Below are 13,607 nucleotides of genomic sequence, written 5' to 3'. Positions count from 1 at the left end.
CGGCATCGTAACACCCTTGTGATAGTAATACGTTAACGTTTGTCATAAATGGCTATTTTGGTTATATTATTTATTTCTGATCTTTTTCTCAAGTAACTTCATGAAGTAGCCCCCTACTACACTCCTTGCCTGAAAGTTTTGCTTTTCAGCATTCTTTGTGTCGTGCCAATCGGAAATCGGCACGCGACTAGGCGTCTCAACTGCGTATTTATACATGGGCTCAATCAATGCCTTAAAATCACGATCGTTATCTGTCATCACGGCAGTCCACAATACCCAATCTGATTTAGTATAATCCCGACGGCTATCCAGTGGAAGTCCGTACTTGTTTTGTTTGGTCAAATAATAGGCAATTTCTTTGCGTTTCACTTCTTCTGGGAACAAGTTCAGGTCAAGAACCTTATCCCAAACCAGATTGTACTTCTGACTCCAAGTACCCTGCCCATCAAATGTCAATGCATAGTGATCTCCATCATCTGCCAGCTTCATCCATTTAGGCACCATCGCTTCGGCACTCTTCCTAAAACGCGCAGCCGTCTCTTTCTCTCCTAACATATCTGCCATCATCGCATAAGCTCCTATTCCCATGATCGCCTTTATAGATAGGTTTGCATTCCTAGCTAAATGTCCTGCAAAGTCGTCTGTAGACAATTGGTTCGCAGGGTCGAAACCTTCCTTTACTAAATATTCAGCCCATGCGCTTAATACATCCCAATGTTGCTTAGCATACTCCGCATTCCCTTCAACTTTCGCGATAGCTGCGGTCGATATAATCATATTACCCGCTTCCTCAATCGGCATATCTTCACCATAGGTTTGACCATTTGCTAAAGGATATGTTCCTAAATCATGTGCGGGAAAAGGCTTTTTCCATCGACCACTTTCACTATAATAGAAAATCCCATTTAACATTCCTTTTAGAAGGTCTGGATTATAAATTAAATAAAGTGGCGAAGATGGATATGTAATATCCACCGTATTGATAGACCCATTGCTATAATTCTCCTTCGACATAAAAAGGAGGTCACCTTGCGGCGATTCTAAAAGTTTATGAGCTGCGACCGATTGGCGGTAAGCCATAATACACAATTCAGCGTATTTACTTCCTCCCACATCCGTTGTTTCTTGACGTAATTCCCTGTCAAATGCCTCAGCTTTGGAAAAAACTTGTTTATAACTATCCGCTGCTGCTTGAATTTCATTTTCAATAGCGTTATTACCCGATTTATTCCACCAAGGACGAAGGTTTTCACCAAAATATTGAACAGAATACAAATCATCATATGCCAGCATGACGAATTGCTCTTCTTGCTTAGACCCAACCGTCCCATAATCCAATATGGTATTCATCATGATGCTTCGTCCGGTTATTTGGTCAGCTGAAAAGTGTACACCGCTTCCTTCCGAGCTTCCGAAGACAGGCGCCTGATTGGATAAATACTGAGTGCTTTTCTGAGATTGAGGCACCGCAACATAAACGTAGCCCCAATCAATTCGTACTCCATCACCCGAACGCTGCAATATCGGCTGTTCAACCGTACCAGCTTTCAACAATTCCAACCCTTGGCTCGTGTATCTCTCGGCAACCACCTCTTGCGAAGGTGTGTGAACCGCCAACGTACTCGACACGCCCATCCAAATACGCACATCGTGATCCTTTCCATCATTCGCCTTGACTTCGCTCGTTATGTAAGAGACAGGCCTTGCAACCAGGTCTAGATCATCAAGCAATAATGGGCTGGTGAATGTTAGCTTCAAATCGATCCCGCCAGCTTCAAAAGTGTAAACCGTTTGTGTTGCTTCAAACTTGAGATCTGTTTGTTCAGCGATCAATATTTCACCACCTTCCTGCTCTTTTTCTTCAACAATCCCCCCATCCAAATAGGTTCCACCAGCTGTGTTGACGACATGCATAGCCAACACATTGTCCTTTTTCTTAAGTCGTCCTTTTATTGAATCGTGGATTTCATGATATTTAAACTCTTCGGTCCATCCATTATGTCGATAAATAATATCACCATTCAGGTAGACAATGATATTATCATCATGATCAAGTTTCAATAATAAGCTACCTAAATCTCTATCCGGAATATCAAATCTGCGCCTCACCCACAAATCACGGCCATCCCAAGCTGTTGCAACCTCGCTGTTACGATTGCCGAAAGGGGCCGCTCCTACTTTCCAGTCAGCATCGTCAAAGTCAGCATCCACCCATCCGTCGGCAGGCTGAACTAAACTATACTTGACCGTATAGTTACCCTTATCGGCAGTGGGTACAAGCTGATTATAAGCTTTCTCTAGCTGACCCATAAAGCGGTAAGGTTTACCATCAACCTCCACTACACCTACCATAGGATGCTCACTACCAGTCCAATGCCTTGTAGGCTCATCGGTCAACTTATCCGTGAATGTCCAAATACTGAAGTACGGATCGTGGGTTATTAGCGGATACGCCGGAGCCTTTCTCACCTGAGAAGAAGCAGCTGTATAGAACAACGTACATAATAATATCGCTAATATTCGCTTCATAATCGACGGAAAATTTAGGTTAAGTAATCGATTGCGTTACATCAAAGCTAAATTGTTTTAGTCGTATTTCAAAATATTAAATAAATATTTTTTTAAAAATCAAAAAAGCCACCCCAAATGGAGTGGCTTTTGTTACCGAATAAAAATTACATCCTATTGTGGATAACCCGGATTCTGATCTAAATTCGGATTTAAATCACGCTGTCTCTGCGGAATCGGGAACAATTCTCTGTACGGTTCAGAAGGTTCATGGTCCCACCAGCTCTCGGTAGTAAACTTACCGAAGCGGATCAGATCATTTCGCCTAAACCCTTCGAAAATAAACTCCCTACCTCTCTCTGCTAACAATTCATCCATTGTTAACGTCGCAGTAGTATATGCGTTGGCTCCTCTATCCTCTTCATCAAAAGCGCGTTGTCTAGATTGGTTAATCAAATCTACAGCCTCGGCTGTAGCCGTATTACCATTCTTACGCATCAAAGCCTCTGCCTTAGCAAAATAGATCCAAGTTAGGCGATAAATGTTCCAATCTGTATTATTGTAATTTGGATCGATAGGTGTTCCGTCTTCACCCACCACTTGATTTCCAAGTTTATATTTATTAAATCTAACCCCGCTATTCTCTTCGCCTTCACTCATGGTAGATTCAGTAGATCCGCTTTTATTCTTTTGAATGTTGTCTACAAACACAAGCTGTTGCCCATTGTACTCCTCTGATCCTGTTACTGGGTCTCCCGTTTCAAAATTAAACATAGGACCTTCCAACAGCCATTCGCTTTTTCTCAAATCCTCATCATCATAGGTGGTGTAAACACCTGGAATAAGCACGATCCCGTCATTTCCATTTCTTCCTCCACCGTATATTTCACGTTGTTTAAAATGATAGAACTCACTAGGCCACGACGGTTGAAATTGAGCAATGGTATAGTCATAAGCGATCGAGAAAATCACTTCTTTTGACAGGTGGTTTGTTGTATTAAATTGATCCTCTATATTCGGATCCAAGGCCATTACACCATTTTGCGCGCCACCTTCTCCATTCATTAATTTATCAGCAGCAGCTATACAATCGTCCCAACGCGGTGTTCCGGTCCATACTTCTGCATTGAGATAGAGTTCAACCAACATGGCATAAGCCCCTGCTTGAGTCATTCTTCCTAACATATCTTCAGAAAGCTTAGGAGCTTTATCTATGTTTTCCAGAATTTCACTCTCAATAAAATTAAACACCTCAACTCTAGACCTAGTTTCTGGCTGTGCCGGCACCCCAACTTCAGTTACAATTGGAATATTCCCAAAAAGGTCCATCAACTTAAGATAATGAAAAGCCCGCAACAGCTTTAATTCAGCAATAAATGCGTCTTTTTCTTCTTGCGTTATACCCATTTGCACCAAATCTCTGGACTCGATATTTTGTATTGGGTCATTACACAAACCCATCCCCCAGTACATTAGAGACCAGGCGTTGTTTAGTCCCCCTTCATCAACTGTCCATGTGTGGTAATGTAGCCTTTTCCACTTTCCTCCATCCTCTCCGTGTCTTCCTTTGGTTGGCCACGCTAGCTGATCACCGGAAAGTTCCGCAGGCCGCCACCAACCATCTTGCCCTGATGGTGTTACCCAAGCGTTGGCATGAGTATATGGTCTTAAAACTGCTGATATTACCTCTGTTCGATTATTATAAAAATTATCAGTTATCATTTCATCATAAGCATTCTCGTCCAGCTTAGTACATCCCGCCAGCAAGATTATGCCCATCATGAATACTTTTAAAAATGGTTGCTTTTTCATCAAAATATTTTTTTATTAATTACTTTTTCAGATTTCCTTAATTATCAGCACTAAAAAGTCAGGTTCAATCCTAAAAGGAAAGATCGAGTACTTGGATAAGCGCTCCGGCCGTCGATACCAGGTCCGAGACCTGTGTCGGAAACGAAATCAGGATCGTTGCCCGAATAACCAGTAATGGTTGCTAAATTTTGGCCAGTGGCATATACCCGTAGGTTCTTAACAAATTTTGTTGGCAAATTAAAGGTATAGCCCACGGTAACTTCATCGATTTTCCAGTAACTTCCACTCTCCAAATAGTAATCAGAATACATGTACGTATCGTCAATCTCAGAATACTTTCCGAAAGCTTCTTCCAAGAGATTACCACTCCAGGTTTTATTGCCATAAGTCAACGCCGATGTATTTAAGATATCGTAATCAAATTTACCGCGCATAAATAACCGAAAATCAAAGTTCTTATAGGTAAAACTATTCGTCAGTGACAAATAGTATTTAGGAATCGCATTTCCAATATGTTGCAAATCGGTCACGTCCCGATCTTTGGAATTATTAATCTGGTCATTACGAACAGCTTCTCCGTCCCGGTTATAAAAAAGCCACTTTCCATCTTCAGTAAAACCAGCAAAACGTTTGCCCCAGAACTGACCCACTCTTTCTCCTTCATAAGTTGTAATAGCATCACCCAAATCGCCTGCACCACCTATGCCTCCAAATGTTTTGTATTCTACTTTATAAATATCATTCGAATAAGAATCTAACACATTTTCGTTCGTGCTAGCAGTCAAGTCCACAATCCACGAAAAATCCTCTTTTGAAATTGCAGAGTAGCTTAAACCCAACTCTATACCTTTAGAAGAAATGGTACCTACATTTGTGTATATATTCGATTGGATATATGGTGGCTGTGGTGAAGTATATTGATCTAATAGGTCTTTAGTTGTACGGTCATAAATATCAATGCTACCGCTCAATTTATTTTGGAATAGCGTATAATCAATACCAATATTTAGTTCGTGTTTCGTTTCCCATCTCAGGTCCGGATTCGGATTTCTGTTAGGGCCATACGTTTCCCGATATGAACCGTCTGGATAAAGGTATCTTCCGCCTCCACCTAAAGTAACACGCGATGCATTATTGGAAAAACCTGAGTTCCCAGTGACTCCGTAACCGACTCTTAACTTAAGGTAATCAACAAAATCAACGTCCGCCATGAAATCTTCTTGGGATATATTCCATCCTGCTGATACGGCCGGGAAATTTCCCCATTTATTATTCTCACCAAACCGAGAAGAACCTTCGCGACGGAGGATAAACTGTGCCATGTATTTACCATCAAGCATATAATTTACACGACCGAAAAACGCGATTAAGGTATTGTCATTTTTATAACTATCCATTGAAGCTTTACCATCAATTAAGGCAGTTCCATCGCTCAAGTTATCTTCGTGGAACAAATCATTGATAAATCCTCTATTGGATGCGCTTAAGCCTTCGTTGATTTCATACCGATAGCTATAACCCGCAATAGCGGTTAAATCGTGTCTCTCGTTAAGGGTTGTATTATATTGTAGCGTCGGCTCAAAAGCATATTGTTGTGAGAGAACATCGCTTTTAGAGGCCCAAGCGCCACCTGGGTAATCCGAATTTTCAAGTGAGTTTTCACTATCCTGCGGAGCGTACTGGCTGTTTACCCATGTATTTCTTTGATAAGACCCAAATACTGACCCTTTTAAACCTTCAATAATATCCAAATCAGCTTTAAAGTCAGCAGAGGTTGTCTGTTGCTTTCTTAACGAGGTTTCTTGCATTAATCTAGCGTACTCATTCGTGCTCGTGAGATCGAACCGGTAACTGCCGTCTTCATTATAGTTTGATAGCGTAGGATTTTTATAAGCCTCGCTTTCCCATGCACCTCCTCCCAACAAATTAGCATTGTTAAAGTTGGTCGCTAAATTCATAGAAACATTTAAACGGTCGTCCAAACCACGTTGGTTTATATTCAACCTTGCACCGTATTCTTGTCGGCTGTTTTCTAAGCTAATACCTTGTAAATTCCGATAATTAACGCTTGCGCGATAGTTGGTTGTGGCGGTACCGCCGCTCATCGCAAAATTATGGTTGTTGGAGATATTGCTATGATTAATTAATTTGTCGTAAAAATCAGTACTGTGACCAAAGTCTTCTTGATCGATATCTCCTGACGCTATTCTGTCGCGGAACTCTTGAGGAGACAAGGTGTTTGGTCTTCTAGCCAAATATTCTTTTCGTGCATAACTGCTGTAAGAGAACGATGGCTCTCCGGCCTTCCCTTTTTTTGTTGTCACTAAAATAACCCCAGCATTGGCGCTCGACCCATATATAGCCGCTCCAGATCCATCTTTTAATACGTCGATAGAAAGGATATCGTCTTGTTGGAGTAAATCCATATTTCCGCCCGGAATTCCATCAATTACATACAATGGACTTGCACTTCCCGTAACAGTTACAACACCCCTTAATTGAACACTTGGACTTGAATTAGGATTAGACCCGCTAGAACGAGTGACTTGTAATCCAGGAACCTTACCTTGAATTAAATCCAACGCATTTCTTGAACCACTTTGACGAAAATCTTCTGAATCGACGTGCGCAACAGCCGAAGTTACTTCCTTTTGCTTCATCGAACCATATCCCACCTCAATCACCACAGCTTCTAATGCCTTGGTGTCCGGAGCTAGGGTAACATCGATATTTGTACGATTTCCCACAAGTTCCTCCTGTTTGATAAATCCGATGAGGTTAAATTCAAGAACGTCATCAGGGCTAGCTTGAATCTGATAGGTTCCATCTCCATCAGTGCTTGTTCCCTGCGTGGTACCTTTTATCGTCACCGTTACTCCGGGCAACACGATACCGTCGGAATCAACGACTTTCCCGGTAATGGTTTGTTGAGCTTCGGTTGCATAGACATTACTGCCAAATTGAATAAAAAAAGCAAAGAGCAAAAGTAGAAGCCCCTTTGAATACAGTGGAACACGTTCTTTTAGACGATGTCCAAAATCATTTTTTAGTTTAAAGTTTCGCATATTAATCAGTTTATTTTCTCAGAAAATTTTAAGGTTCTCATGGTTTTTCGATAGGCTATTATTGGCTTTTCAGTTTACAATTGTAGCTGCATACTTATAGTTTAGCTTATTATATTATTAAGGCGTGAGTTCATTATAATTGGTTAAAATTGTTAAAACGTTTTAGCTATTGCAAAATAATCGTAGTAACGATTATTTGACATGTAATAATATAGACGATGTGGAAAAATAAAGTGTAGTTAATGAGGATATTTCCGGCAATTTACATTCACGCCAAAACCAACATTTTATTTCCATCAAAAACGAGATTACAAAAACCCTATCTACCAAGTGACTTTCTTATCGGCACTAACGACTGGATAACATGGAAATGTTTTGGTTTACTTCAATGAGGAATCTAACCTTGACGCATAGGCACCAAATCCGCATTTTGAGCCTAAAATGCGGATGAAATGCGGATTGAATGCGCCCTGAATCCATTATGATGTCAAACAATTTTAATCGAACTTATGCAGATTATATCTTACTTTAAGATGGACCTTGTATAGGACTTGTTCGACACGCCTCCGCGGTGGCCGGACGGTGACTCCCTAATGCTCGTAGTCAAACCGCCGTTCCAGCGGGTCCACCGTGTGGTCACTCTTGGTGCACCAAAGGAGTGTCTCGAAGAAGCATTTAATATGGTTAGTAGGAAAAGTTCGAGCAACTAAATACGATTGGCTAGAAAGGTTTGCTGGCGATAAAATGAATTGTATTAAAAATAAACAGCAACGAACTTGGCCAAAGGGGCCATACGTGCTTTATTGAGCGTCAGCGTGTCACCATTTAAGGAATAATTATCGGCTTTGCTTAGTACATCCATAAAGGCCTGTTCAACCGACATATCCGGACATGCCATTTTTGTCGAGAATAGTTCTGAAAAGGAAATCCGTTTGGTTTCTTCATTTACTGTATAAGTCCCGCCGAAACCATTGCAACCGCCATTGCCGTTTACACGATTATCTTCATTTTTCAGAATAAAATGTGGTTCCCTGTTGAAATCTCCAGAAATAGGCTGACCATTAATCTCGGTTAACTTCCAGTATTTTTCCTTAACAGATTGATCGAAATCTTTAGCTCCGTTCGAGCGACCGCCACCATGCTTTCCTTGAAAAATAGAACAAGCAGAAAACAAGATAACTGCGACCGTTACAATACTCAATAATAATCGATTTTTCATATTCATTATTGTTTATTCAAGATACGAAAATAAAACTATTGGTGCTACACACAAACGGAAACTTTTCGAAAATGCAGTGGAGACTGATCGGCTAAGGAGTATTTTAAGTCGATATCGAATGGCTAAAATAAAAGCTAGTCGGAAATAGGAACGAGATAAGGATATTACCTTAATAATCCTTAAATTTGTGCTTTCTAAATAAGATCATGATTTATTTCTTTTCAAGTCCCTCAAACTCCATTTTTGCACTACAAACAGAGCAAAATTTATCATCCGAAGACATCGCTAAATTGAACTGGCTTTTTGGTGGCTCAAAACTGCTTGACGACAAGACAGTAAGCGGAACTTTTGTTGGCCCTCGTGCTACGATGGTTACCCCCTGGAGCACGAATGCTGTCGAGATTACCCAGAACATGGTTATCGACGGGGTGCAACGTATCGAAGAGTTTCATGAGGTAGATTCTGATTTTGAAGGTCTCGACCCAATGCTGTCGCAGAAATATTTGCAATTGAATCAGGATATTTTCACCATTGATATTCAACCGGAGTCGATTTTGGAAATTGATGATATAGCAGCTTTCAATGATCAAGAAGGCTTGGCACTTAGTGAAGATGAAGTAGATTACTTGAATAACCTGGCGAAACAAATCGGCAGGAAGCTAACGGATTCTGAAGTATTTGGTTTTTCACAAGTGAACTCAGAACATTGTCGTCATAAAATATTCAATGGCACTTTTGTCATTGACGGCGAAGAAAAGCCACTGAGCTTATTTAAATTGATCCGCAAAACATCGGAGACGAATCCTAACGATATCGTATCGGCTTATAAAGACAACGTGGCCTTCTTAAAGGGTCCTTATGTACAGCAGTTTGCACCAAAAAGAGCAGATGAACCAGACTATTATAAGTTGAGTGAATATGAATCTGTTTTCTCACTAAAAGCTGAAACGCATAATTTTCCGACAACGGTTGAGCCCTTTAACGGGGCTGCTACAGGCTCGGGAGGTGAAATCAGAGACCGACTCTCGGGCGGTAAAGGATCCTTGCCTTTGGCCGGAACGGCTGTGTATATGACTTCCTTTTCAAGACTCGAGAAAAATCGGCCTTGGGAGCAGGGTGTAAAAGAAAGGGAATGGCTGTATCAGACACCGATGGATATTTTGATTAAAGCATCAAACGGTGCGTCCGACTTTGGCAATAAGTTTGGCCAACCACTAATTACAGGGTCGGTTCTGACCTTCGAACATGAAGAAGACGCTCGCATTTTGGGTTTCGATAAAGTGATTATGCTTGCCGGCGGTGTAGGATATGCGAAAGCGGACCAAGCCAAAAAAGGCACACCACAGAGCGGCGATAAAATCGTTGTTCTGGGTGGTGATAATTATCGCATCGGTATGGGAGGCGCAGCTGTTTCTTCCGCAAACACGGGTGTTTTTGGAGCAGGGATTGAGTTGAACGCGATTCAACGTTCAAATCCCGAAATGCAAAAAAGAGCCGCCAATGCGGTGCGGGGCATGGTAGAAAGTGATCATAATGACATTGTTTCAATTCATGATCACGGTGCAGGCGGACATTTAAATTGTTTATCGGAACTGGTGGAAGATACGGGAGGTCATATAGATCTGGATAAATTACCGGTGGGCGACCCTACCCTCTCTGCAAAAGAGATTATCGGAAACGAATCTCAAGAGCGCCTAGGATTGGTTATTAGTGAAAAACACATTGATACCTTACAGAAAATAGCAGATCGTGAACGTTCACCGATGTATACTGTCGGGGATGTTAGTGACGATCATCGCTTTGTGTTTCAGTCGAAAACCACCAATGCGAAACCAATGGATTTTAAGCTGAGCGATATGTTCGGCAGTTCGCCAAAGGTGGTGATGAACGACAAGACTGTTGACCGCGACTATGCTCCTCTGGAATACGAACAGAGTAAATTATCATCCTATCTGGAGAGTGTATTGCAATTGGAAGCTGTAGCATCTAAGGATTGGCTAACAAACAAAGTGGATCGTTGTGTAGGGGGCCGAGTTGCGAAACAACAGAATGTGGGTCCGCTTCACTTGCCCTTAAATAATTGCGGCGTGATGGCATTCGATTTCCAAGGGAAGGAAGGGATTGCAACTTCCATTGGCCATTCGCCACTGTCAGCATTAATTGATCCAGCTGCTGGAAGCCGGAATTCAATTGGCGAATCTCTATCCAATATCATCTGGGCTCCATTGAAAGAAGGCATCAAGAGCGTATCGCTTTCTGCCAACTGGATGTGGCCTTGTAAAAATGAAGGTGAAGATGCTCGTCTGTATGAAGCTGTTGAAGCCTGTTCAGATTTTGCTATCCAACTAGGTATAAATATTCCAACTGGCAAGGATTCCTTGTCGATGAAACAAAAATATTCAGATAAGGAAGTAATTTCACCAGGAACGGTGATTATCTCAGCCGCAGGCAACTGCGTGGATGTAAGGAACGTTATCGAACCGGTTTTAAATAAAAACGGAGGATCGATTTATTATATTAATCTATCAGGCGATGCGCACAAGCTGGGTGGGTCTTCTTTCGCACAAATACTAAACAGAATTGGTAGCGAAACAGCAGATATAAAAGATGCGGCACAGTTTAAAAAGATCTTCGACACCATACAGGAATTAATTAAGGCGAAAAAGATACATGCTGGTCATGACGTCGGCAGCGGAGGTCTGATCACGACCTTACTGGAAATGTGTTTTGCAGATCGTGATCTGGGTGCAGAAATCGATCTAAGCAGTGTCAACGAGGCTGATACGATCAAACTTCTATTTTCTGAGAACATTTCCATTGTATTCCAAGCGGATGAATCGGTTGAGGCCGTCCTAAATGAAAAGGACATTGAATTTCATAAGATAGGTCGCGTTAGCAAAACTGCGAATCTGAATCTCAAGAATGCTGGGAAGGAATGGAATTTTGATATCGATCAGCTAAGAGATGTTTGGTTTAAGACTTCATACTTGCTGGACAGAAAGCAGAGTGGCGACAAAAAAGCAAAAGAACGCTATGATAACTATAAGGATCATGTTCTGAAGTTCAGGTTCCCGTCACACTTCCGTGGACGAGCACCGCAGATAGACCCTGCCAAACCAAGACCGAAAGCCGCTATTATCCGTGAGAAGGGAAGTAACTCCGAACGAGAAATGGCAAATGCTATGTATATGGCAGGGTTTGATGTAAAAGATGTGCATATGACCGATTTGATTTCGGGAAGAGAAACGCTGGAAGATATTCAGTTTATTGGTGCAGTCGGAGGTTTCTCTAATTCGGATGTCTTAGGTTCCGCGAAAGGTTGGGCAGGTGCATTTCTTTATAACGAGAAAGCCAAGAAAGCCCTTGATGATTTCTTCAAGAGACCAGATACGCTTTCGATTGGTATCTGCAACGGTTGCCAGCTGTTCATCGAGTTAGGTTTAATCAACCCCGATCATAAAATTAAACCAAGAATGCTGCATAATGATAGCCGGAAACACGAGAGTGGGTTTACTTCCCTAACGATTCAGGAAAATAATTCGGTAATGCTTTCGACTTTAGCCGGAAGTACCTTGGGTGTCTGGATTTCAAATGGCGAAGGCAAATACGATCTTCCTTATGGTGAGGACCAATACAATATTGTGGGTAAATACACATACCAGTCCTACCCCGCTAACCCAAATGGTTCGAGCTACAATACGGCGATCATGTGTGATTCAACGGGCAGACATTTAGTAACCATGCCACACATTGAACGCTCTTTATTGCAATGGCAGTGGCCGTACTATCCTCAAGGAAGAAACGATGAGGTTTCGCCATGGATGGAAGCTTTTTTGAACGCTAGGAAGTGGATAGAGCAAAACTAGATAGAGCTTTCCCTAACTAACAAGGTAGGCTCAAATACAAATTTTTCGGGAGTATGCTTGTAGTAGTCACCTTTTTTAAGAAGTTTCAAAAAAAGGTGGGCTACTTCCCTTCCCATACCCATTGAATTTTGATCTACTGTAGATATTGACGGTGTGACCAAACTTGTGAAGTCTTCGTTAGCGAAACCGACCACCGATACATCGTCCGGGATCTTTATGGAATATTCCTTAAGTTGTTGAACTACACCCATGGCAGTAAAATCTTCAAGAGTGAACACTGCATCAAAGTCGATTTTCTTTGAAACTAGATCGCAGATGCATTGGCGACCAAAATCGAGTGAAAAGTCGCCTTTTATAATCAAGTCTTCATCGATCGGTAACCCATAGTGTTTCAATGCATCCAAATAACCACGCAAGCGTTCATTGAAAATATTAACATTTCGATATTGGTTAATATGTACAATTTTCTTGCGCCCTTTTTTAATTAGGTGTTCCGTTGCAATAAAACCTCCACGATAATCATCTATTGTAACGGACGGCACTTCTAAATCAGGCAAGATCCGGTCGAAGAATGCGAGTGGCATATTCCTTTTTATAACGGCGGCAAAAGCATCACTCTTGTCCGTCTCCAGTGAAATAGAAGCAATAATCCCTTCGACTTGTGAATTTAGAAAGGTTTCTATCCCCTTCTTTTCCCGATCAAAATGTTCTTGTGACTGGTACAAAAGAATAGAATATCCATTTTCATTCATCACCGCTTCAATACCATGAACAACGGAGCTAAAGAACGTGACATCAAGCCGAGGAACCAAAACTCCAATCGTCTTACTTTTTCCCGATCGAAGAGAAGATGCAATTTTATTAGGTTGATAGCCCATCCGCTCTGCCATCTCTTTGACCGCTTTCTTGGTGGGTTCGCTGATTGCTTTATGATCATTCAGCGCTCTGGACACCGTCGAGAAAGAAATATCGAGTTCTCGAGCGATATCTAAAATAGTTGTTTTTTTCACTGATATTGAGTGTTGTGTAAAAAGTTTATTAAGAAGTTGAACAAAAGTACTGATTGATTTTTAAATTCTTCAACAATAATTTAACTTTATGCCAACGTTTGCGTAAATTCGTACAAATACTTAGACC

Annotated in this window: 6 protein-coding genes; 1 reads left to right on the top strand and 5 read right to left on the bottom strand. The window is 41.4% G+C overall.

Features of this window, described 5'->3' with window-relative positions; translation table 11 throughout:
• Nucleotides 1-66: 66 nt before the first annotated feature.
• The 4 genes from WKR92_RS13460 to WKR92_RS13445 all read right to left on the bottom strand — a co-directional run bounded on the left by WKR92_RS13460 (nucleotide 67) and on the right by WKR92_RS13445 (nucleotide 8,604).
• Nucleotides 67-2,529, bottom strand: coding sequence for a glutaminase family protein (locus WKR92_RS13460; protein WP_375558357.1), 2,463 nt, complete (start codon nucleotides 2,527-2,529; stop codon nucleotides 67-69).
• Nucleotides 2,530-2,682: 153 nt separating this feature from the next.
• Nucleotides 2,683-4,320 (bottom strand): RagB/SusD family nutrient uptake outer membrane protein, encoded by a 1,638-nt coding sequence (locus WKR92_RS13455; protein ID WP_375558356.1) that lies wholly within the window; start codon nucleotides 4,318-4,320, stop codon nucleotides 2,683-2,685.
• Between the two features lie 50 nt (nucleotides 4,321-4,370).
• Nucleotides 4,371-7,385 (bottom strand): SusC/RagA family TonB-linked outer membrane protein, encoded by a 3,015-nt coding sequence (locus WKR92_RS13450; RefSeq protein WP_375558355.1) that lies wholly within the window; start codon nucleotides 7,383-7,385, stop codon nucleotides 4,371-4,373.
• Between the two features lie 754 nt (nucleotides 7,386-8,139).
• Complete coding sequence (locus tag WKR92_RS13445) at nucleotides 8,140-8,604, bottom strand: META domain-containing protein (RefSeq protein WP_375558354.1); 465 nt, start codon at nucleotides 8,602-8,604, stop codon at nucleotides 8,140-8,142.
• A gap of 206 nt (nucleotides 8,605-8,810) precedes the next feature.
• On the opposite strand from WKR92_RS13445, the gene purL reads away from it, so the two are divergent.
• Nucleotides 8,811-12,470, top strand: a complete 3,660-nt coding sequence (purL, locus tag WKR92_RS13440; protein ID WP_375558353.1) for a phosphoribosylformylglycinamidine synthase — start codon at nucleotides 8,811-8,813, stop codon at nucleotides 12,468-12,470.
• Here the strand turns inward: purL and WKR92_RS13435 are convergent.
• Nucleotides 12,467-13,480 carry a LacI family DNA-binding transcriptional regulator gene (locus tag WKR92_RS13435; RefSeq protein ID WP_375558352.1) on the bottom strand — a complete coding sequence of 338 codons (1,014 nt, stop codon included), beginning with the start codon at nucleotides 13,478-13,480 and terminating at the stop codon, nucleotides 12,467-12,469. The two genes, purL and WKR92_RS13435, sit on opposite strands and share 4 nt — an antisense overlap.
• Nucleotides 13,481-13,607 lie beyond the last annotated feature (127 nt).

This window comes from Albibacterium profundi (assembly GCF_042159835.1).
GTDB classification, from domain to species: Bacteria; Bacteroidota; Bacteroidia; order Sphingobacteriales; family Sphingobacteriaceae; genus Albibacterium; species Albibacterium profundi.
The sequence above is the reverse complement of the archived record's forward strand: the minus strand, read 5'-3'. Positions and strand labels throughout refer to the sequence as shown.

Excerpts from the sequence above, each read along its gene's own strand:
- WKR92_RS13460 (WP_375558357.1), bottom strand. The coding sequence starts at position 2,529 with ATGAAGCGAATATTAGCGATATTATTATGTACGTTGTTCTATACAGCT.
- WKR92_RS13455 (WP_375558356.1), bottom strand. The coding sequence starts at position 4,320 with ATGAAAAAGCAACCATTTTTAAAAGTATTCATGATGGGCATAATCTTG.
- WKR92_RS13450 (WP_375558355.1), bottom strand. The coding sequence starts at position 7,385 with ATGCGAAACTTTAAACTAAAAAATGATTTTGGACATCGTCTAAAAGAA.
- WKR92_RS13445 (WP_375558354.1), bottom strand. The coding sequence starts at position 8,604 with ATGAAAAATCGATTATTATTGAGTATTGTAACGGTCGCAGTTATCTTG.
- purL (WP_375558353.1), top strand. The coding sequence starts at position 8,811 with ATGATTTATTTCTTTTCAAGTCCCTCAAACTCCATTTTTGCACTACAA.